We start from the raw sequence: 21,374 nt of genomic DNA on the forward strand, positions 1-21,374 counted from the left end.
GCTATCAATTTATATCGTTATGGTAGATCGAATGAGCTACCTAGAATACTTGGAACCTTCCACAAGGAGCCATTATGGCCAAGGTACTCATTCTCTATTACTCATCCTACGGGCATATTGAAACCATGGCGCAGGCCGTCGCCCAGGGCGTCAGCGAAACACCCGCCACCGTCACCCTGCGGCGGGTGCCTGAACTGGCGCCGCCCGCAATGGTGCAAGCCGCCGGCTACCGGATACCGCAGCATGAAGAAATCGCTGATGTCGCCGAACTGGCTGACTACGATGCCATCATCATCGGCACGCCGACACGCTTTGGCAACATGGCCGCGCAGATGAAAAACTTCCTCGACTGCACCGGCAGACTCTGGGCCCAAGACCTACTGGTCGGCAAGGTAGGCAGTGCCTTTACTTCCACCGGCAGTCAGCATGGCGGGCAAGAAACCACCTTGCAGTCCACCCATACTGTCCTGCTGCACCTGGGCATGCTCGTTGTCGGCCTGCCATACAGCTTCAAGGGGCAGTTACGTATGGACGAAATCACTGGCGGCTCACCCTATGGCGCCACGACGCTTGCCGAAGATGCTGAGGGCAATTACCGCAAGCCTAGCGAAAACGAACTTGCCGGCGCCCGCTTCCAGGGCAGGCACGTTGCGCAGATTGCCCTGGCGCTTGCGGCAGGACGCCAGGGCGGAGTCCGGCCATGACCCGACCGGCACAACGGTTGGCAGCCGCCCCGGCAACACCCTGGATGGCCGTGGGCGTCGTCGTAACTGCAGGCATCATCGGCGCCCTGCAAGTCGGCAAGGCCGTCATCGCCGCGCCGCTATTGCAGGCGGATCTGCACCTGGGCCTGGCTTCCATCGGCAGGCTGGTGGGCGTTTTTTCGCTTCTTGGCCTGATCGGCGGCCTGTTCGCTGGCGCCTGGACGGGCCGCACGGGCGCACGCCGTGTGCTGCGCCTGGGCCTGCTGATCGTCCTGGCAGGCTGTGTCCTCGGTGCCTTGTCGCGAGAATACGAGGAACTGCTGTGGACCCGCGTTATCGAAGGTGCCGGATTCCTACTGATTACAGTAGCCGCCCCATCCATCCTGGGCGTCCTTGCCGCCCCGTCCCGGCGTAACCTCGTGATGGCCTTGTGGAGCTGCTTCATGCCTGCCGGCATGGCGCTGGCGATGCTGGCAGGCCCTTGGTTCGAGAGCTGGCGCGCCTTGTGGTGGGCCTGCGCGGCAATGGTTGCGCTGGCCTTATGTGCGGTATTCATTGCTGTGCCCGATGCTGGCATGCGCCGTCTGCAACCCTGGCGTCAACTGGCCGGCGATGCCATGGCAACGCTGACGGCCCGGGGGCCGCTGCTGATCGCCGCGATCTTCGGCCTCTACAGCCTGATGTTTTTCGCGCTATTCAGTTTCCTGCCAGTACTGCTCATGGAACGCATGAATGTCACGCACCAGAGCGCAGGCGAACTGAGTGCTCTGGCCATCGCCGCCAATATTCTGGGCAACCTGGCCGCAGGCCTGTTGTTGTCGAAAGGTGTGCCGCGCGCGCTGATACTGGCCGGCGCCAGTTTGATCATGGGCGCCAGCGGACTGGGCATTTTCGTGGATGTCTTGCCAGGCACGCCCGCGTTTCTGCTGTGCATTGTCTATGCCGCGGTCGGCGGCCTGATTCCCGCAACACTGCTATCAGCTGCGCCCCTGGCTGCCAGGAACAGCATCCTGGTGCCCTTGGTCATGGGTTTGGCAATACAGGGCAACAACCTGGGGCAAATCGTCGGCCCGATGCTTGTCGGCAGCGTCATTCAATACTGGAGCTGGTCGGCTGCCGCCATCGTAGCGGCCAGCGCAGCCGTCGTCATCGTCCTCATTGCGAAGCCGGCCATGGATTTGCCGCCACGATGATGCACTGTTCACACACACTTACATGCCCATCCCAGGATAAGACGGCCATTAATAAAAGTGATGATTTTAGACTGTTATGATTCTCATCAGGGTTGCCACCCTTGGCAAACCATCACGCACGAGACAGGAGAAATGCATGGATTTCATCATCATGATTGTGGTCGGTTTCATCGTGGGCCTGATTGCCCGCGCCATCATGCCCGGCAGGCAGGACATGGGCATTATCATGACAGCCATTCTCGGTATTGTCGGCTCTCTCGTCGGCGGGTTCCTGGGCCGCAGCCTGGGGCTTTATGCAGCCGGGCAGGCAGCAGGCTGGATTGCTTCCGTGATCGGCGCCATCATCGTGCTCTTCATCTACGGTCTGGTAACCAAAAACAAATAAAGCAGTTCATCTCTGCTCAGGCTGCCGGAGACCGTTCCGGCAGCCAAAAATCATCAAGGCCAGGGCACTCATCACGCCCTGGCCTTGATCGTTGTGCCTCCAGCCCAAGGCTGAAGTTTCCGCATGGGGGTGGGTCAGCTTGCCCGGGCCAGCTTGGCCTGCGCGTCACGCAGGGCCGTGCGCAAGCCCTCCTCCACTACCGGATGGTAAAACGGCATCTCCAGCATTTGCCCGATGGTCATCTGCTGCTGTACCGACCAGGCCAGCAAATGCCCCAAATGCTCGGCCGCTGGCGCGGCCAGTTCCGCGCCCAGCAGGCGGCCACTGCTGCGTTGCGCGTACACCCGCAACAAACCGGCATTGCGCCGCATGACGCGTGCCCGCCCCTGGTCGCCAAAATCGACCTCGCCAATCACGAACTCGACCCCTGCCTGTTCCAGCTCGCTGTAGCGCTTGCCGGCACTGGCAACCTGCGGCTCGGAAAACACGACGCTCAGGCCGGCACGCCGCAATCCCGGTTCTACCTGGGGGTGGCGCGCCGCATTGCGCCCGGCTATGCGGCCCTCATCACTGGCTTCATGCAATAGCGGCAAGTCGCCATTGGCATCGCCAGCAATATAGACGGCGCTATCACCGGCACGCAGGGTGTTGCGGTCGTAGGCCAGACGGCCGCGCGCGTCCAGCGCCAATCCTGCTTTGGGCAGATCCAGCGCGGCAAGATTCGGGCGCCGGCCCGTCGCCGCCAGCACATATTCGAAATGTTCTTCCTGCTCGTGGCCTTCGTCATCCAGGAAACGGATGAAGACGCCATGATTGTCCGGCCTGATTTCCTGCATCTGGGCACGGACATCAAGCGCCATTTCAGTTTTGAAGGCGGCCAATGCAGCTGCCTTGACCGCCGGATCACTGATGCCGCCCAGACTGCCGCGCGCTCCGAAGAGACGGGTACGCACACCCAGCCTGTGCAGGGCCTGCCCCAGTTCCAGCCCGATGACGCCTGGCCCGAACACGGCAATGCTGCGCGGCAGGTCGGGCAATTCAAACAGACTGTCATTAATCAGCACACGGTCTCCCAGACCGCTCAGCTCATCCGCGATAAAAGGCGCCGAGCCCGTCGCGATGACCACGGCCCTGGCGTGAATTTCCTCTTCCTGGCCGCTGACCGCCAGAACGCCAGGCGCGGTGAATCGCGCCGTGCCGCGCAATACGTCCGCTGCGGGAATACTTTCCATCCCCTTGAGCACAAAGCCCACGAAACGATCCCGCTCGCGCCGGACACGCGCCAGCACTTCGGCACCGTTTACCCGCAACCCTGACACATGCACCCCGAATGGAGCGCCATCCCGCGCCGCATGAGCGGCCTCTGCCGCTGCAATCAACAATTTGGACGGCATGCAGCCCACGCGCGCGCAAGTGGTGCCAAACGGGCCGTTTTCAATCAGGACGGCACTGGCCCCCTGATCGCGCGCGCTGCGATAGGCGCCCAGTCCGGCCGTGCCAGCGCCGATCACGGCGACATCCACCATTCGCGCCATGCTCACGCCTCCTTGCGGGTAAAGTCGTAATCTGCCGCAGCAATGCCGCGCTCCACGGCGGCAGCATCCGTCGTGCCGGTCACCGTCAGCGTATGGGCGGCGAGGTCAGCCTGCACCTGCGCGCCCGGCACCGCTTCCTGAATCGCGCCAGTCAGGGCGCGCACGCAGTGGTCGCAGCTCATATCGGGAACCTGGTATTGCAGTATTGCCATGTCATTTTCTCCGTTGCTTGCAGCACCCTCTTCCATCAGGGCATCGGTTCATTCTATCCCAGCCCCTGGCCCGCCGTGCCCGCCGCAATAAAGCGCTTGACCTTATCATTATGGGAAGGTTGACAATGCAAGCCTGGCAATCGTATTGGCCGCGTGCCTCAGCGCAAGCTCCGGCCTTCAGGCCAACGCTCTTCATTGCCCCAACATCGCACAGCACTACCTGGATTCCTGCCCCGGAGAAAGTCATGAGTACGAAAGCCGATCACCGTGACGCCACACTCGCCGTCGAGCTTGCCATTGATGGCATGACCTGCGCGTCCTGCGTCAACCGTGTACAGAAAAAACTTGCCGCGCAACCCGGCGTCCTGGAAGCCAATGTCAATCTGGCTACTGAACGCGCCAGCATACGCATGCAAACCAGCGGCGCTTCACCCGAGGCGCTGGCGGCCGTCGTCACCGCGGCCGGCTATCCCGCCAGTGTCATTGTTGACCGCGAACGCGTTGCCGCCGAGCAAAGCGCGCGCCAGGAGCAGGAGCGGCAACGGCTTAAGCGCGCCTTTCTCACCGCCCTCATTCTGACCTTGCCTGTGTTCCTGCTGGAGATGGGCAGCCATATGGTGCCCGCTATCCACGATCTGGTTCAGCACACGCTGGGCGCGCAACGCAATGCATGGATCCAAGGCATTCTGACGACCTTGGTGCTGGCCGGCCCTGGCCGTCATTTCTTCCGCGATGGCCTGCGCGCGCTCTGGCAGCGCACGCCTGATATGAACTCCCTGGTGGCGGTCGGTTCCGGCGCAGCCTGGTTGTATTCCGTCGTGGCGACACTGGCGCCGCATTGGCTGCCCGAGGCCTCGCGCCATATTTACTTTGAAGCCAGTGCCGTCATTGTGACCTTGATTCTGCTGGGCAAGATGCTGGAAGCGCGCGCCAAGGGCCGCACCGGCGCGGCCATCCGCCGTTTGGTTGGCCTGCAGGTACGCACGGCAAGGCGCATTCTGCCTGACGGCGCCATCGAAGATGTGGATATTGCCAACATCCATACCGGCGACCTGCTTCGCGTGCGCCCCGGCGAAAAAATTCCGCTCGATGGTGTCATCCGCCAGGGCGAATCGCATATAGATGAATCCATGCTGACGGGTGAACCCCTGCCGGTTTCCCGCAAGGCGGGAGATAGCGTGACCGGCGCCACGCTCAATACCCATGGCAGCCTGGATATTGAAGTCACGCGCACCGGTGAAAACACCACGCTGGCGCAAATCATCCGCATGGTCGAACAGGCTCAGGGCGCCCGCCTGCCGGTGCAGGCATTGGTGGATAAAGTCACAGGCTGGTTCGTCCCGGCTGTGATGACGATCGCCATTCTGACGCTGGTTCTGTGGATGGTGCTGGCCCCTGGCCTGGGCTTTGATTTCGCGCTGGTCAATGCCGTCGCGGTCCTGATCGTGGCTTGCCCTTGCGCCATGGGGCTGGCCACGCCGACGTCCATTATGGTCGGCACAGGCCGCGCCGCCGATCTGGGCATTCTGTTCCGCCAGGGGGATGCCCTGCAAACCCTGCGCGAAATAGATACGGTGGTTTTCGATAAAACCGGCACGCTGACGCAAGGCAAACCGGCGCTCACGCATATGCAGGTCGCCGCCGGTTTTGACGAAACCGCAGTCCTGCAATGGCTGGCCAGCGCCCAAAGCCATTCGGAACACCCCATTGCCCATGCCATTGTGCAAGCGGCCCAGGCCCGCGGCATGACCTTCGGCCAGGTTGACGGATTTGAAGCCATCAGCGGCGCAGGCCTGGCGGCAAGCGTCGATGGCCATGCCGTGCTCGCGGGCGCTGCCAAACTGATGCAGGATCGCGCTGTCGCCATGGACCCTGAACTGGCAGCGCTGGCGGATCAATGGGGCGCCAAAGGCAATACGCCGTTCTATGTCGCCATAGATGGCCGTATGGCTGCCCTGGTTGCCGTCGCCGATCCGCTCAAGGATGACACCCCGGCTGCCCTGCAGGCCTTGCATGCGCAGGGCATTCGCCTGGTCATGCTGACCGGAGATAACCAGCGTACCGCTGAAGCGGTTGCTGCCAGCCTGGGGATAGACGAAGTCCATGCCCAGGCGCTGCCGGCGGACAAGGTGGCGGTGCTGGCCCAACTCAAGGCCGCAGGCAAGCGCTGCGCGTTCGTGGGCGACGGCATCAATGACGCCCCGGCGCTGGCCGCTGCCCATGTTGGCATCGCCATTGGCACCGGCGCGGATATTGCGGTGGAATCTGCCGGCGTGGTGCTGATGTCCGGCTCTTTGGCCGGGGTGGCAAATGCCATCGCGCTTTCACGCGCCACCATGCGCAACATCCGCCAGAACTTGTTCTGGGCCTTTGTCTATAACGCCGCCCTCATTCCGCTGGCCGCTGGCGTGCTGTATCCGGCCTACGGCCTGCTGATGTCGCCCGTGTTTGCCGCAGCGGCCATGGCACTTTCCAGTGTTTTCGTGGTGGTGAACGCCTTGCGCCTGAAGGCCTGGCGCCCCCAACCCGCCCCTGCCAACGGAGGACAAGCATGAATATCGGCGCAGCAGCCAAAGCCAGCGGAATTTCCGCCAAAATGATCCGTTATTACGAGGATGCGGGTTTATTGCCCGAAGTACAGCGCAGCCCTGCTGGCTACCGCAATTACCGGGACCAGGACGTTCATACCCTGTGTTTTCTCAGGCGCGCCCGCGACCTCGGGTTTTCCGTCGAACAAATGCGCAGCCTGGTGCAGCTCTGGCAGGATACGTCCCGCGCCAGCGCCGATGTCAAAACACTGGCGCTGGCGCATATCCAGGAGCTGCGCGCCAAGGCTCTGGCGCTGGAACAGATGGCCGATACGCTGGCCCATCTGGCCAGCAACTGCCACGGGGATCAGCGGCCGGAATGCCCTATCATTACAGGCCTTCAGGCGCCGTCCAAGGGCTGACGTAGGCATCAGGCGCCTGCCTGGCCGAGCCCTGCGCCGGCACGGCAGACGTGCCTATTACCAGATAGCCCATGAAACGGTAGGACAGTGGATCGAAGCCCAGGCCTTCCTGCACCTCTTCGACGGCGGTTCCCAAACCCGTGCTCCAGAATGCGCCATAGCCCAGGAAGTGGGCCGCATTCAGCATATTCATCACGGCTGCGCTGGCGGCTGCCAGTTGTTCCCATTCCGGGGCCTTGGGGTGGTCGTGATGAATTTCGTGCCCCAGCGCGACCACCAGCGGCACCTTGGCCAGCCAGGCCCGCACCGCATGTTCTTTTTCCGGGGTCATGCGGGCATCACCAGCGGCCTTTACCGCGGCAATGGCAAAATCGGCCAGCCGGCCGATGGCCTCCCCTTCAATCACGCGAAAACGCCAGGGGCGCAAGGAAGCATGGTCAGGCGCCCGGGCCGCTGCCTGCAGGATCAGATTCAGTTCGCGGGCGTTGGGCCCCGGCGCCGTCAGCAAGGAATTCGAACGTCGGGACAACAGAAGTTCCAGGGCGCCGCTAGCCACATCAGACGGATTGCTCATTATCGGAATGTCTCGCTGGGTAGAAAAATAGAGAACCACAAATAGAAAACCAAAAGGAACTGCCCCGATGGTGAACGGCGCGGCAGCGTGGCCGCGCTTTTCATGGCATGGTCTTGAATGAAACCGATTCTCGCACAGTTCTTCCTGCGCACCGGATTTACCCCTTGCCAGTGACGGGTTTCCCGGCAGCAGCGCCCCCCCTAAGAGGAGGCCTGTCCCGCCTGGCGGCTGGTGGGCAGCGGCTCCGCTGGCATGTTTTAAGGCTGGCTCTGCGGTTTTAGCCCTGAGGTTGGCCCTGTGGCTGGGGCTGACGGTGTGACCGCCGTTGCGCCCAGGGCAAGGCCGCTATGGCCAGCGCGCCGAGCACAAATGCCAAACCAAAAACGCTGAACAGCTCGGCAGGCGCCCATTGCGCATCGATCAGGCGCCCCGCCAGCAGCGGAGACACGATAGCGCCGACCCGGCCCATGCCGATGGCCCAGCCTAAACCTGTCACCCGTTGCGTGGAGCGGTAGATTGATGGCGTCAGCGCATACAAGCCGGCCACGCAGCCATTGACGAAGATACCGATCAGCAAGGCCGCTGCAAACGCCATATTCAGCTCGCCCAGCAAGCGGACAAACCCATACATGAGACAGAAGTTTGCCAGCATGTAGATCATCAGCAGGCGCGGCAAGGCGAAGCGCGCGGCAAGCAGGCCGATCAGCGATGTGCCCACGATGCCGCCTACGTTCAGCAGCACGCCGCCGGTAATGCCCTGCTGATTGGATAAACCGGCACTGACCATGAGCTTGGGCGTCCAGCTCATCACGAAATAAAAGCCCAGCATGACAAGGAAGAAGGCGCACCAGATCAAGAGCGTAGATGGCAGCAAACCAGGCGCGAACAGGCTGCCCACCCCGGCACGCGCGGCCTGTGCCCGATTGGCGCCGGCCGCCGGCAAGGTGTTGATGCCGGGCAAGCCCACCTTGCCCAGCAGACGGTTCACCGCTAGCAGCGCGCCGCGCGGCTGCCGCCCCAGCAGGAAGTCCAGCGATTCCGGCAGCCATAAGCCCATGATGGGCAAGGTCGCCAATGTCGTCAGACCGCCATACAGGAACACGGACGGCCAGCCCATGGCGGGAATAATCCAGGCCGCGACAATACCGCCTATCGTGGCGCCCAGCGCATACGCAGTTGCCTGCAGGCTGATCGCCAGCCCACGCCATTTCTTGGACGCGTATTCACCGGCAATCACATAGCTGCTGGCAAGAATGCCGCCTATGCCCAGCCCGGTCAGCAAACGCAAGGCGCCCAGTTGCACAGGGCTTTGCGCATAGGCCGACGCCACCATGCCGCTACCGGCGACGGCAATGCAAAACATAATCAGCGGACGGCGCCCGAAACGATCGGCCCAGGGCGCGATAAACAAGGAACCCAAGGCCATGCCGACCAGGCCGGCGCTCAGCAGATAGCCCAGCTGGATACCGCTCAATGACCAATGGCTCGCGACTGACGCAGCCGTGAATGCCATCACCAGCACATCGAAGCCATCCAGCATATTGATGAGAAAGCACAGGGAGATCACGCCCCACTGAAAGCGGCTCATGGACTTCTCATCCATCAGCTCATGAATAGGTTTGCTCATATTGGAACCTCGATAAGCATTCGCGCGCTGAGGCGTCAGGCACGCGTCGTCCTGCGCTGCCGAATCACGGCGTAGCGCAGGCTCAGGGACGGGAGTAACGGAAGTAACGGGAAGAACGGATACAGGCGTATGCGGCCATGCGAAGACATGGCCGGGCAGCGCCAGAAAGACTTAAGCGCCGCTGCGGGACTTGGCCAGTTCGATGATGCGCCGCGCCTTGTTGGCGCCCACATCCACATGAATGTCTATCATCGGCTTCTTGCCGCAACGCAGCATGTTGGCGTACTGGGACTCAATGACGACTTTATCTTCGTCAAACGTCATGATGGTTTGCTCCAGGACTTTGGCGCGTATGCCTTCCACATCGCCCACCGGATTGGTCGCCATCGTCCAGAAGTAATGACAGGTCGTCTCGGTTTCGGGCGTAATGCCATGAAAGCCGCGCATATGAAAACCATCGCGCTGCGGGTCGTCCATGCTGGCGGTGCCCACGTCCACCGCCCCTGTCCAGATCAGGATATGGGACAAACGGAACTCGATTTCCTGCCAGCGGTCCACGCGCCCCTTGAAGGGATAAGCCGCCGTATAAGTGGGCGGAGGTTCGGAATCCAGCATATAGCGCGTCACCCGGACAGACTCGTCATCGCTCTCGACTTTCATCTCGGCATTCATGTGTATCTTGGCGTTGCCGCCTATCGTCTTCAGGTGGACGTATCCAAGATGGCTGAGATCCAGCAAGTTATCGTGGATCAGCTGATACGGCGCCTGGTAGTGATAGACGTCGCCGCCATAGACGTATTTGCCAGAGCTATGGATGTCATAGGCTGGCGCGTCGAATAGCGGTTCGGCCTGATCCGGCGCGCCAAACCACATCCAGACAATGCCGTCGCGTTCCTGCACCGGGTACGCGCTCACCCTGGCGCGCGACGGAATCTTTTCCTGGCCCGGAATCTCGATGCATTGGCCGGTCGCGTCATATAACAGGCCATGGTAGCCGCAGCGCACGCCACAGTGCTCCACAGTGCCATCGGAAAGCGGCAAGGCGCGATGGCAGCAGCGGTCTTCCAGCGCCGCCACCCGCTGATCTCCCAGACGAAAGAGGACGACTGGCCGGTTCAAGAGCGTGCGGCCCAGCGGCTTATCCTTCAGTTCCGAAGATAGCGCGGCGACGTACCACTGGTTCAAGGGAAACGGGGAAGCGGGAAGCGTAACGGTGTGCGATGGTGCCTCAGCGGGCGCAAGCGTTGCCAAAGACATGGGGACTTTCTCCTGTCGTGTGTGTTAGATATCAAGAACCAGCCGCGGCGACAAAGCCCGCGAACAGCAAGGCGTGAAACAGTCATTGCGCGCGTGTTCGGCTGCCGTCAGGTATTGATCGCGGTGATCCGGCGTGCCGGCAATGAGCTTCGTGACACAGGTGCCGCAGACACCTTGTTCGCATGACACGGGCAAAGGGATGCCAGCCTCATCGAGCACCTCGAAAACAGAGCGCTCTGGCGGAATCAGGTGGACCGCGCCGGTACTGGCAATCTCTACCTCGAAAGCGATATCCGCCTGCGGACGGTTCGCCGGTACGGCAGCAAAGTGCTCGCGATGCAGCTGTGTTTCCGGCCAGCCGCACAGACTGGCTGAGGTGAGCACATGCTGCATAAAACCATTGGGCCCGCACACGTATAAATGTTGCCCCGCTTGCGGCGGCTTAAGACAGGCCTGCACATCCAGCGGGGAAACATCATCGAAATGCAGGTGCGCGCGGTCTGCGAACGCACTGCTCTCCAGGAAGTCGGCGAATGCCGCTTTGCTGCGGCTGCGGCAGCAATAATGCAGTTCGAAATCCTGCTGCCTGGCCGCCAGTTCCTGAGCCATGCAAAGAATGGGAGTAATGCCGATGCCGCCGGCAAACAGCAGCGTTTTCTGCGCGTGCGGCACCAGCGCGAACAAATTGCGCGGCGGGCTGGCCATCAGCGTCATGCCGACACGGATCTGATCGTGCAGGGCAATCGACCCGCCCCGGGAAGCCGGGTCGCGCAGCACTGCCACGGTATAACTGCCGGGCTGCCCTGCCCCTGAGGGCATGCATAAAGAGTACTGCCGCACCTGGCCTTGCGGCAGATGCAAATCTATATGGGCGCCAGCTTCATAGGCTGGCAAGGGCTGGCCGTTACTGGCGGCCAGCTGGAAGCTGAACACATCATCGGCTTCACGCGTTTTCTGCGTGACGGTCAAGGTCATCATGTCGGATTCCACACACAAATATTAGTTGCCTACACAACTATATTTAAATTCCAATTGGTTGTGTAGACAACCATATTTGCCCTAATATCGGTGCTGCCCAATTTCTGTCAGATCCCCTTCCCCCCGCTTGCTCAGGGCCGCTGGCGCCCTGGCCTGGCGCTTGGCGGCAGCCCGAATCGGGGTATGCTGTTTGCCACTCGCTTTATGATGTGCCATACCGGCAGCAGCTGGCTACCAGGGCTATTGGGGCTATTGGAGCAACCGGCGCGCCAGGTTCTGGATCTGCCTGATGCAGGATCCGGCGCGCAACGCCCCTTCAGGACGACGACTACGCATGAGTTCCACGAAGAAACTTGATCTCGACCGTTATGTGCCGGGATTGGTCACCTTTATCGCCAACAAGCTGTCAGCAGGCGCATCCCTGCTCTATCGGGAAAATTTCGGCATCGGCGTCGTGGAATGGCGTGTGTTATCGATGCTGGCCGTAGAAAACGGCATCCCAGCTCAGCGCATTTGCCAAGTGATCGGCCTGGACAAAAGCGTGGTCAGCCGTTCCCTGGCCTTGCTTCAGAAGGATGGCCTGGTCCATACCGAAGTTGACCAAAGAGACGCAAGACGCCTGCTGGTCCATCTCACGGAAAAGGGCCACACACTGCATGATGAGGTCTTCCAGGTGGCCTCTGCCAGAGAAAAACTGCTGCTCAGCCGCTTCACGGCTGAAGAACAAAACACGCTTATCCGCCTGCTGAATGTGATGCATGAACAGGTGGACAAGGTCAATGCGCACCCCTACATCAGCCGGGGCAAACGCAAATCCGCCTGAGCGGACCGGGATCAGTTGCCCAAGATAAAAAAACAGGCCGGAAAGCATGGCTTTCTGGCCTGTTTTTTGAACCCTCAGGTGTCTGGCCGATGGAGTTTGGCCGACGGGTTTTAGCAGATGAACTGGGCCTGATGGGGCCCAGGTCTGCCCTTGAGCACGCTCAATTCTTACCGGCAAAAACCATGGGCTGCCAGCTCAGTCTTGCGCAAATGCTCAGGCGTCGCCCCAGACTTCGCGTGCCACTTCCATCACCAACTGCATCTTCTGGCGCTGCGCGGCCACTGCGATATCGTTGCCGTGCACCGTGCTGCTGAAACCGCACTGCGGTGACAGCGCCAGTTGCTCCAAAGGCACGTACTGGGCGGCTTCGTCGATGCGGCGCTTGATATCATCCTTGGACTCCATCTCGCCAAACTTGGTGGTGATCAAGCCCAGCACCGCCACCTTGTTTTTCGGCAGGAAGCGCAGCGGGCGGAAGTCGCCGGAACGGTCGTCATCATATTCAAGGAAATAGGCGTCTACGTTCATTTCGGCCAGCAGGGCTTCGGCCACCGGTTCGTAGTTGCCAGCAGCGGCGTGCGTGCTGCGAAAGTTGCCGCGGCACAGGTGGATGCCCAGGCGCATGCCAGCAGGCTTGCGCGCCACCACGCGGTTGATGAAGTCCGCATAACGGTGCGGCAATTCGTTGGGGTCGTCGCCACGCTGGCGAGCGGCTTCGCGCATGCGCTCATCGCACAGATAGGCGAGATTGGTGTCATCCATCTGCACGTAGTTGCAGCCAGCGGCAGCCAGCGAGTGCAGCTCGTCGGCATAGGCCTGCGCCACATCATCATAGAAATCGGGGTCCAGCACAGGATAGTGTTCCTGGCTGATACCGGCGCGGCCACCACGGAAATGCAGCATGGTAGGCGACGGAATGGTGACCTTGGGCACCGATCCCTGAGCCACGTTGGCTTTCAGGAACTGGAAATCGGCCAGCTGGATGTCGCGCACGTGGCGCACCTTGTCGACCACCTTCATGATGGGCGGAGCAAGTTCGATCTTGCCATTGGGCCGTTCGATCACCGCAGGAATTTCGCTGACGACACCACCCAGCTGGCGCAGGAAGTCCACGTGAAAGTAGGTGCGGCGGAATTCGCCGTCAGTGATGCCCTTGAAACCCAGCTCTTCCTGGAAGCGGATGATTTCAAGGATGGCCTTGTCTTCCACTTCACGCAGCTGTTCTGCGGAAATTTCGCCTTTTTCCTTCTGGGCGCGTGCTTCCAGCAAGTAGGCAGGACGCAGGAAGCTGCCGACGTGTTCGGCGCGGAACGGTGGATTAAGCGGAATGCTCACTGAAGACTCCCTATGGATTTGAAGAATGTCATCGTTGCTGATGGCAACGATATGTATACATAAAAGCCCGTTTGCCGATAAGCCTACCAGCCGTGGCCTATCGTCTCCAAACACCAATTCTATTTGATTATTTCAACTTACCGAACCTTGGCATGACAACAGGCCTTTTCTTTCAGTCCTTAAAACACCGTTATTTTCAGTCCCTTGCATACAATTCAAGATGTCCGTTCATATTATCAATGAGTATTTTTCATACTAATGACGGATATGGATACGGGTGCAGCGTCGCGGGCATGGATTCCCGTGGGAAAACAGGCGAGACTTGAGTTATGGGCCTGACCACGGGTTGGCGCATAGCCTGCCCCTATCGCATCAATACAATTAATTGATTTCATTTTGTCATTGAGTTTACCTATGATCTATCCATTGACTTCGCAACACCAACTCACAGGAGGACTACATAATGACCCGCCCTACTCTTACGACTGCCGCTGGCGCCCCTGTAGCCGATAACCAGAACAGCCTCACGGCAGGCCCGCGCGGCCCGCTGCTGGTACAGGATTACCAGCTCTTCGAAAAACACGCGCATTTCAATCGTGAGCGCATTCCCGAACGCGTGGTACACGCCAAGGGTTCGGCAGCGTTCGGCACCTTTACCGTCACGCACGACATCACGCAGTACACCTGTGCGGACATTTTCTCGTCCATCGGCCTGCAGACCGACCTGCTGCTGCGATTTTCCACCGTGGCGGGCGAGCGTGGCGCCGCTGATGCCGAGCGCGACGTGCGTGGCTTTGCCATCAAGTTCTACACCCGCCAGGGCAACTGGGACCTGGTCGGCAACAATACGCCGGTCTTTTTCGTCCGCGACCCGTACAAATTCCCCGACTTCATCCATACGCAAAAGCGCGATCCGCGCAACAACATGCGCAGCAATACCGCGCAATGGGATTTCTGGTCCCTGTCGCCTGAATCGCTGCACCAGGTCACCATCCTGATGAGTGACCGCGGCCTGCCAGTATCGCTGCGTCACATGCATGGCTTCGGCAGCCATACATACAGCATGATCAACGCGCAGGGCGTGCGCCATTGGGTCAAGTTTCACTTCAAGAGCCAGCAAGGCATCAAGAACCTGACGAACGGTGAGGCTGCGCAAATCATTGGCGGCGACCGTGAGTCGCATCAGCGTGACCTGTTCAACGCCGTTGAAAACGGGGACTTCCCGCGCTGGAAGCTCTACATCCAGGTCATGACCGAAGAACAGGCCGGGCAGACCAGCTACAACCCCTTCGACCTCACCAAGGTCTGGCCGCATGGCGACTTCCCATTGATCGAGGTGGGCACGCTGGAACTGAACCGCAACCCCGATAACTATCACGCACAAGTCGAACAGGCCAGTTTTTCGCCTGCGAACGTAGTGCCGGGTATCAGCCACAGCCCGGACAAGATGCTGCAATTCCGCATCTTCTCGTACGCCGATGCAGCGCGCCACCGCCTGGGTGGCAACCACGAACAACTGCCGGTGAACCAACCGCGCTGCCCGGTGCACAACTACTACCGTGATGGCGCCATGCGTTTCGGCGATAACGGCGGCGGTTCGGTCAACTATGAGCCCAATTCCTTCAACGGCCCCCAGGAAGCACCGGCGTTCAAGGAGCCGCCGCTGCCGCTGGAAGGCGCTGCCGATCGCTACGACCACCGTGCTGGCAATGACGACTACACCCAGCCCGGCAACCTGTTCCGCCTGATGGATGCGTCGCAGCAGCAACAGCTGTTCGACAACATTGCCGCTGCTATGGACGGCGTACCCGAGGCCATCGTCGAACGCCAGCTGGGGCATTTCCACCTGGCCGACCCGGCTTATGCCGCCGGTGTGCGCGCCGCCCTGGCGCAGCGTGCCAAGACGGTTTAAGGCACGCTAGTCGCCCATGGCGAAACAGCGGGGTGCCGCATCCGGGAGGATGCGGCACCCCGCCCTTTGCCAGCCTGAAGGGGGCGCAGGCACCAAGCCCTTCAGATCAGCTGGCTGCGTATGCGGTTGGAGAGCCATTCGGCGATGCCGACCATCACCAGAATGGCGATGAATATCAGCGTCACCTGGGGCCAAGCCAGGGTATCGACGGAAGCGGCCAGCGGCAGGCCCAGCCCGCCCGCCCCGACAATGCCAAGGATGGTCGATTCCCGGATATTCACATCCCAGCGATACACGACGGTGCCGACAATCGCCGGCATGACCTGTGGCACGATGCCGTAGCCCAAAACCTGCAGGCTGCTGGCGCCTGTCGCCAGGATGGCTTCGACCTGCCGGCTGTCGGTTTCTTCGATAGCCTCGTAGATCAACTTGCCAATGAAGCCAATGGAGCGCAGCGCGATGGCAATGGTGCCTGCCAGCGGCCCCGGCCCCAGCATGATGACCAGCAGCATGGCCCAGATCAGCGAATTGATGGAGCGCGATGTCACGATGACAATCAGCGCTGCCGGACGCGCCAGCCAGCGGCTGGGCGTGGTATTGCGGGCGGCCAGGAAAGCCAGCGGAATGGCAAGCGCGGCGCCTATCGCCGTTCCCAGGGTGGCGATATGGATGGTGTCAAGCAAGGGTTGCCATAGCTCGCCGGTATAGTGCCAACGCGGCGGGAACATGCGGGAAATCATGTCCCAGGCGGCACTGGGAGCATCGGCAGCGAATACCCATATGGTATTTTCACTGATCTCGTGCCAACCCAGATAAAACAGCAAGGCGCCCAGCAGCCAGCACAGCCAATTGGCGCGTTGCGATGCCGGGCTGCGATGGCGCCAGACCGGCGCCTGCACCGCCCGGGAGGTTTGGCGGGAAGCGGTATTCTTCATTGGAAATGTCGCCTTACCAGCCCGGAGGCATATTCGGCCAACAGGACGATGACGATGATCAACAACAGGATGGCGCCTGCCGTATCGAATTCATAACGATCCAGCGCGGTGTTGAGCGTCGCCCCGATGCCACCGGCCCCGACAATGCCCAGCACGGCCGATTCGCGAAAGTTGATATCCAGTCTGTACATGGACAGCCCCGCCAGGCGCGGCTTGATCTGCGGCATGACAGCAAAAGCCACGCATTGCAACCAGCTCGCACCGGTAGCGCGCAGCGCTTCCCACTGGGATGGATCTATGGTTTCGATTTCGTCAGCCAGCAACTTGGCCAGAAAACCGATGGAGGCGATCACCAGCGTCACCATGCCGGCCAGCGGCCCGAACCCGAACATCTTCACGAACAGGATGGCGATGATGATTTCCGGGAAGGCCCGTGCCCCGGCCACCAGGGTGCGGCATGCCGCATAGACGGGCCACGGCGCCATATTGCGGGCCGCGCCCAGTGCGACAGGCACACTCAGCGCAATGCCCAGAACCGTCGCAGTAATCGTCATCGCCAGGCTCTCCACCAGGCCGGCAGCAATCTCGGTCCAGCGTGAGCTGAAGTCCGGTACCAGGAACTGGCGAAACAACAGCGCCGCGCGGCCGAAGCCTTCTGCAGCGCGGTCCCAGTTGATCGGCAGACTGCCCAGCGCCCAGAACAGGTAGGCCAGGCACAGCAACGCGATCAGACGGGTTTTCCAGGGCTTGCCCCAACGCGGCGGGCGACGCCAACGCGTGGGATAGCTTGGGGCGGCCAAGGTTTGCACTGGAACGCCGGAAGACTCCGTCGCACTCATGCCGGGCTCTCCTGCAAACGAGTGGCGGCCGACGCAGCCGGCTGAGTAGCGGTGGCGCCATCAAGGGCGGCCTCGGCAGTCATCTCGTCCGGCATGGATGGGTCCGGCGACTGTGCCGGCGTGTTCCAGTCTTCTTCACCATAGATTTCCGTGAGGGCTGCCGCGTCCAGACCGGCGGGGGCGCCGTCATAGACCACACGCCCCTTGCGCAGGCCGACGATGCGGTCGGCATAGCGCAATGCCAGCGGCACGTCGTGGATATTGATAATGGCCGACAGGCTGCGCTCGCGACACAGTTCACATATCAGGCGCATGATCTGACGTGCGGTGCGGGGATCCAGACTGGCCGTCGGCTCGTCAATCAGCAACAGCTGCGGTTCCTGCATCAGCGCGCGGGCAATGCCGACGCGCTGGCGCTGCCCGCCCGACAGGGCGTCGGCGCGCTTGTCCTGAAAACCTGCCAGGCCGACCCGGTCCAGCAGTTCGAAGGCACGGGCAATATCCTGCGGGGGAAAACGGCGCAGCCAGCTTGCCCAGAATCCCACATAGCCGAGCCTGCCGGACAGCACGTTTTCCATGACGCTCAGACGCTCTACCAGTGCATATTCCTGGAAAATCATGCCGATATGGCGGCGCGCGCGCCGCAGCCGGGCCGCGCTCAGCCCGGTCAGGCTTGCGCCCGCCAGGGTAATGGTGCCGGCCGAAGGCGTCACCAGTCCATTGACGCAGCGGATCAATGTGCTCTTGCCCGCGCCGGAAGGCCCGATCAAGGCCATCACCTGCCCTGCCGGCAGGTTCAGTTCAACCTGGTCCAGCGCCAGATCACCGGTAGCGTAACGTTTGCTCAAAGCTTGGAGTTGCAGCATGGTGGCTCCATGGCGGCCGGAACCTGGCGCGCACGGCAAGTGCCGTGCATGCGCGTACCTTGCGACCCGGTAGCGTAGGGCCGGCCGTGGCGTCCGGCCCGGCCGCGCTCAGGCAGACACGCGGCCAGGTCCGGCGCCGAAAGTGATTACTTGCAGCTGTAGCTGACGTTCATGGCACGGTCGATATCACGCACCACGCCCCAATGTTCCTTGTAGGTAATGGGGATGAAGGCTTCCTGCGGCGGGCTGGACTTGCTGAATTCCTCCAGCAGCGCGCTGCCGGTCCAGTCATACGAGAAGAACGCCTCGCGGATTTTGTCGGCCAGCTCCGGCTTCAGGTTGTACACGTAGCCGTAGCCGGTGGTCGGAAACGACTGGGATTTATAGATGCTGCGCAGCTTGTCGCCATCCACGGTGCCACGCCCGATCATCCGGTTCATGACCGAATTGGCCACGGCCGCGCCGTCATAATCCTTGTTCGCCACGCCCAGCACCGAGTTATCGTGCTTGCCGGAAAACGCGGGCTTGTAGTCGCGTTCGGCCTGCATGCCATATTCGCTGGCCAGCAGCGCCGAGGGTGCCTTGTAGCCGGAATTGGAAGTCTGCGACGTAAAGGCGATGGTCTTGCCCTTCAGGTCTTCGATTTTCTGGGCGTCGCTCGTGGCCGGAACGATGATTTCCATCTCGTAGCCGTAGGCGCCCTGCTTGTCCGCCATCATCGCGAAAGGCACAAAGCCGGCGCAATTGACCGCCAGGGGATTACCGCCGGTATTGAAGCCGGCCACATGCAGGCGTCCGGCACGCATGGCTTCGATCTGGGCCGCATTGGATTGCACCGGGAAGAACTGGACTTTCTTGCCCGTCACGGTGGAAAGATGCTTCAGAAAGCCGTCCCAGACGCCACGATAGACTTCCGGGTCTTCAACCGGGGTATAGGCGAATACCAGCGTCGCCGGGTCCACCCATTCCTTGGGGTCCGTAGGCGCATCTGCCACCATGTCGCCATCGCGGTCGCAATAGCGGCTATCCAGTTCCCCACGCGGGCAGGCATCCTGTGCCTGGGCCGCGCCCATGAAGGTCATGCCGAGAGCGATGCAAAGCAGTGTCTTTTTCACGAGCTGATTTCTCCGGTAGATGGCCCGCAGCAGGGTCGCGGACCGGAAACAGCTTGCCAGTCTGACGGCTGGCGATGAAAACCTGATGACACTGCCGGAGATTGCGCGGCAGGCGCCACCAGCCTGCCGCAATCACTGGAACTCAGTCGGTGCCGGTAGCAACCGGAGACCCGGGACGCGACGACCATTCGCTCCAGGAACCGGGATACAGGCGGGCGCCACTCAGGCCCGCGACTTCAAGCGCCAGCAAATTATGGCAGGCCGTCACGCCAGAGCCGCACTGCATCACGGCCTCGGCCGCCGGTCGGCCTTCCAGCACGGTTTCGAATGCTGCACGCAATGCCGCCGGTTCCAGGAAACGGCCCTGGGCATCCAGGTTGTCGCGGAAAAACCGGTTACGCGCACCGGGAATGTGCCCACCCACGCGATCCAGCGTTTCATTCTCGCCTCGGAAACGATCCGGCGCACGGGCATCGACCACCAGCGGAGCGGTACCAGCCTCTACCAGCGGGCGCAGCGTTTCGTAATCCACGATTTCCACCAACGCCGGGCGCAGCCGGAAGCTGCCCGGCTTGCGTGGCGCCGCCTCGCCATCCTCGACGGGCAGCCCCGCCGCCTGCCACGCGGGCAGGCCGCCATCCAGGACGAATGCCTGGGCATGCCCGGCGCGGCGCAACAGCCACCAGGCACGGGCCGCGTACATGGCCCCCTGACGGTCGTAGGCCACGATACGGGTGGTATTGTCCGCACCCAGGCGGGCCAGGGTTTCGGCCAGCGCGGGGAAATCCGGCAAGGGATGGCGGCCATTGCTGCCATTCGGCTGGGAGCTCAGGTGCATATCCAGGTCGATATGCGCGGCGCCAGGCAAGTGGGCCTGGCGGAATGCCTGCCGGCCAGCCTGGGCATCGGCCAGATCAAAGCTGGCATCCAGCACCAGGACGCTGGCGGGCTCCTGCTGCAGCCAATCCTGCAGCTGCGCGACGGTAACAAGCGGGGAAGAATGTGCCATGGGAATCTCCGAAAAAACGACGGACCGCGGACAGACCGCGCCGCGCCTGCCCCGCAGTGTAAATCCAGTCTGCCGGCCTGACCGGTAAAAAAGGACCTCCACACTGCGCCTTCGGCTTGCTGCCTCCTTCGAAGGACCGTTTTTTCCTGGGGCGCTTGGCGGCAAAAAATGGGCGCTTACCAGCGCCAGAGGCGCTCAAGTTTGCTATGCTTGCCGCCTTCGTTAAGGTATCCTCTGTCCATGTCCGCCCACTCCGGTAATCTGTTTATCGTCGTTGCGCCCAGCGGCGCCGGCAAATCCAGCCTGGTTCGCGCCCTGCTCGAACGGCATCCCGATATCGCGCTCTCCGTTTCCTGCACGACCCGCTCGCCCCGAGACGGCGAAGTGGACGGCCGCGACTACCGTTTCCTCGACATTCCCGAATTCCTGCGCCGCCGCGATGCGGGCGAGATGCTGGAATGGGCCGAAGTCCACGGCAACTACTATGGCACGCCCCGTGATGCCATTGATGCCGCCATTGCTGGCGGCCGCGACATCATCCTGGAAATCGACTGGCAAGGCGCGCGCCAGGTACGTGAGTTTTTCCCGCACGCCATCGGCATTTTCATCCTGCCGCCCTCCATCGAGGAACTCGAGGCGCGCCTGCGCCGCCGTGGCCAGGATGCCGAAGCCGTCATCGCCAAGCGGCTGGCCGCCGCCGAAAGCGAGATTTCGCATGCTTCAGAGTGCGAATATGTTATTATTAATCAAGAATTTAGCGACGCATTGCAGGCCTTTGAACAAATCATTCACAGCGCCCGCCTGCGTTACCCGTCCCAGAGCAAACGCAATGCGGAATTGTTTGCCCGGTTCGGCCTGCTTGGTGCCCGCTGAGGCATCATCCTGTTTTTGTTTCCTTTTTTAAGATTCGCCATGGCCCGTATCACCGTCGAAGATTGTCTGCAAAAGTCTCCTAACCGTTTCCAGCTGGCGCTGGCGGCTGCCTATCGTGCCCGTGAACTGGCCCAAGGCCATAGTTCCCGTATCGAATCCAAGAACAAGCCCGCCGTCACGGCCCTGCGCGAAATCGCCGAGGGTGTCACCGGCCTGGAAATGCTGCGTAAAGTTCCGACCTGATCCCCTGGG

At 61.5% G+C, this 21,374-nt stretch carries 21 protein-coding genes; 9 read left to right on the forward strand and 12 right to left on the reverse strand.

Annotated features, from left to right (window positions below; translation table 11 throughout):
* Nucleotides 1–74: 74 nt before the first annotated feature.
* The 3 genes from wrbA (at nt 75) to ACEW7X_RS08910 (ending at nt 2,282) form a co-directional block, all read left to right on the forward strand.
* Entirely contained in the window at nt 75–704 is a 630-nt protein-coding gene (gene wrbA / locus ACEW7X_RS08900) for an NAD(P)H:quinone oxidoreductase (protein ID WP_420177091.1), read from the forward strand.
* Entirely contained in the window at nt 701–1,897 is a 1,197-nt protein-coding gene (locus tag ACEW7X_RS08905; RefSeq protein ID WP_420177092.1) for a CynX/NimT family MFS transporter, read from the forward strand. Before wrbA ends, ACEW7X_RS08905 begins: the two co-directional genes overlap by 4 nt.
* 136 nt (nt 1,898–2,033) lie before the next feature.
* Nucleotides 2,034–2,282, forward strand: a complete 249-nt coding sequence (locus ACEW7X_RS08910) for a GlsB/YeaQ/YmgE family stress response membrane protein (RefSeq protein WP_068372157.1) — start codon at nt 2,034–2,036, stop codon at nt 2,280–2,282.
* 134 nt (nt 2,283–2,416) lie between these two features.
* On the opposite strand, the gene ACEW7X_RS08915 is transcribed toward ACEW7X_RS08910, so the two are convergent.
* Nucleotides 2,417–3,817 carry a dihydrolipoyl dehydrogenase gene (locus ACEW7X_RS08915; RefSeq protein WP_130487082.1) on the reverse strand — a complete coding sequence of 467 codons (1,401 nt, stop codon included), beginning with the start codon at nt 3,815–3,817 and terminating at the stop codon, nt 2,417–2,419.
* Between the two features lie 2 nt (nt 3,818–3,819).
* Nucleotides 3,820–4,029, reverse strand: coding sequence for a heavy-metal-associated domain-containing protein (locus tag ACEW7X_RS08920; protein ID WP_068372539.1), 210 nt, complete (start codon nt 4,027–4,029; stop codon nt 3,820–3,822).
* Between the two features lie 245 nt (nt 4,030–4,274).
* On the opposite strand from ACEW7X_RS08920, the gene ACEW7X_RS08925 reads away from it, so the two are divergent.
* Together ACEW7X_RS08925 and cueR are read left to right on the forward strand one after the other, a co-directional pair.
* Nucleotides 4,275–6,584, forward strand: a complete 2,310-nt coding sequence (locus ACEW7X_RS08925; protein ID WP_130487083.1) for a heavy metal translocating P-type ATPase — start codon at nt 4,275–4,277, stop codon at nt 6,582–6,584.
* A complete protein-coding gene (cueR, locus tag ACEW7X_RS08930) occupies nt 6,581–6,979 on the forward strand; it encodes a Cu(I)-responsive transcriptional regulator (RefSeq protein WP_068372150.1) in 399 nt (132 codons plus the stop codon). The genes ACEW7X_RS08925 and cueR overlap by 4 nt, the downstream gene beginning before the upstream one ends.
* Here cueR and ACEW7X_RS08935 read toward each other — a convergent pair.
* The 4 genes from ACEW7X_RS08935 to ACEW7X_RS08950 form a co-directional block, all read right to left on the reverse strand.
* Complete coding sequence (locus ACEW7X_RS08935; protein ID WP_083969644.1) at nt 6,948–7,553, reverse strand: nitroreductase family protein; 606 nt, start codon at nt 7,551–7,553, stop codon at nt 6,948–6,950. The genes cueR and ACEW7X_RS08935 overlap by 32 nt on opposite strands.
* Nucleotides 7,554–7,830: 277 nt before the next feature.
* Nucleotides 7,831–9,180 carry an MFS transporter gene (locus ACEW7X_RS08940; RefSeq protein ID WP_068372144.1) on the reverse strand — a complete coding sequence of 450 codons (1,350 nt, stop codon included), beginning with the start codon at nt 9,178–9,180 and terminating at the stop codon, nt 7,831–7,833.
* Between the two features lie 171 nt (nt 9,181–9,351).
* Entirely contained in the window at nt 9,352–10,437 is a 1,086-nt protein-coding gene (locus ACEW7X_RS08945) for an aromatic ring-hydroxylating dioxygenase subunit alpha (RefSeq protein WP_130487084.1), read from the reverse strand.
* A gap of 24 nt (nt 10,438–10,461) precedes the next feature.
* Complete coding sequence (locus ACEW7X_RS08950; RefSeq protein ID WP_068372136.1) at nt 10,462–11,415, reverse strand: PDR/VanB family oxidoreductase; 954 nt, start codon at nt 11,413–11,415, stop codon at nt 10,462–10,464.
* 334 nt (nt 11,416–11,749) lie between these two features.
* Between ACEW7X_RS08950 and ACEW7X_RS08955 the strand changes: the two genes are divergently transcribed.
* Nucleotides 11,750–12,238 (forward strand): MarR family winged helix-turn-helix transcriptional regulator, encoded by a 489-nt coding sequence (locus ACEW7X_RS08955; protein ID WP_068372133.1) that lies wholly within the window; start codon nt 11,750–11,752, stop codon nt 12,236–12,238.
* Nucleotides 12,239–12,451: 213 nt separating this feature from the next.
* On the opposite strand, the gene ACEW7X_RS08960 is transcribed toward ACEW7X_RS08955, so the two are convergent.
* A complete protein-coding gene (locus ACEW7X_RS08960) occupies nt 12,452–13,567 on the reverse strand; it encodes a 5-methyltetrahydropteroyltriglutamate--homocysteine S-methyltransferase (RefSeq protein ID WP_420177920.1) in 1,116 nt (371 codons plus the stop codon).
* Nucleotides 13,568–14,036: 469 nt separating this feature from the next.
* Between ACEW7X_RS08960 and ACEW7X_RS08965 the strand changes: the two genes are divergently transcribed.
* Nucleotides 14,037–15,485 (forward strand): catalase, encoded by a 1,449-nt coding sequence (locus ACEW7X_RS08965; RefSeq protein ID WP_420177093.1) that lies wholly within the window; start codon nt 14,037–14,039, stop codon nt 15,483–15,485.
* A 101-nt stretch (nt 15,486–15,586) separates the two neighbouring features.
* On the opposite strand, the gene phnE (ACEW7X_RS08970) is transcribed toward ACEW7X_RS08965, so the two are convergent.
* From phnE (ACEW7X_RS08970) to ACEW7X_RS08990, 5 genes are all read right to left on the reverse strand, one after another.
* On the reverse strand, nt 15,587–16,420 hold the full coding sequence (gene phnE / locus ACEW7X_RS08970) for a phosphonate ABC transporter, permease protein PhnE (protein ID WP_420177094.1): 834 nt from the start codon (nt 16,418–16,420) through the stop codon (nt 15,587–15,589).
* Nucleotides 16,417–17,259, reverse strand: a complete 843-nt coding sequence (gene phnE / locus ACEW7X_RS08975) for a phosphonate ABC transporter, permease protein PhnE (protein WP_068369475.1) — start codon at nt 17,257–17,259, stop codon at nt 16,417–16,419. The genes phnE (ACEW7X_RS08970) and phnE (ACEW7X_RS08975) overlap by 4 nt, the downstream gene beginning before the upstream one ends.
* Complete coding sequence (gene phnC, locus ACEW7X_RS08980) at nt 17,256–18,125, reverse strand: phosphonate ABC transporter ATP-binding protein (RefSeq protein WP_083969516.1); 870 nt, start codon at nt 18,123–18,125, stop codon at nt 17,256–17,258. The genes phnE (ACEW7X_RS08975) and phnC overlap by 4 nt, the downstream gene beginning before the upstream one ends.
* A gap of 146 nt (nt 18,126–18,271) precedes the next feature.
* Nucleotides 18,272–19,240, reverse strand: a complete 969-nt coding sequence (phnD, locus tag ACEW7X_RS08985) for a phosphate/phosphite/phosphonate ABC transporter substrate-binding protein (RefSeq protein ID WP_420177095.1) — start codon at nt 19,238–19,240, stop codon at nt 18,272–18,274.
* Nucleotides 19,241–19,382: 142 nt separating this feature from the next.
* The gene (locus ACEW7X_RS08990; RefSeq protein ID WP_253102654.1) at nt 19,383–20,249 is read right to left on the reverse strand and encodes a rhodanese-like domain-containing protein; all 867 of its coding nucleotides are present in this window, start codon (nt 20,247–20,249) and stop codon (nt 19,383–19,385) included.
* Nucleotides 20,250–20,489: 240 nt separating this feature from the next.
* Between ACEW7X_RS08990 and gmk the strand changes: the two genes are divergently transcribed.
* Both gmk and rpoZ read left to right on the forward strand, forming a co-directional pair.
* Nucleotides 20,490–21,122 carry a guanylate kinase gene (gmk, locus tag ACEW7X_RS08995; RefSeq protein WP_068369479.1) on the forward strand — a complete coding sequence of 211 codons (633 nt, stop codon included), beginning with the start codon at nt 20,490–20,492 and terminating at the stop codon, nt 21,120–21,122.
* 39 nt (nt 21,123–21,161) lie between these two features.
* Entirely contained in the window at nt 21,162–21,365 is a 204-nt protein-coding gene (rpoZ, locus tag ACEW7X_RS09000; RefSeq protein WP_068369484.1) for a DNA-directed RNA polymerase subunit omega, read from the forward strand.
* Nucleotides 21,366–21,374 lie beyond the last annotated feature (9 nt).

This window comes from Kerstersia gyiorum (genome assembly GCF_048595715.1).
In the GTDB taxonomy this organism is placed as follows: Bacteria; Pseudomonadota; Gammaproteobacteria; order Burkholderiales; family Burkholderiaceae_B; genus Kerstersia; species Kerstersia gyiorum.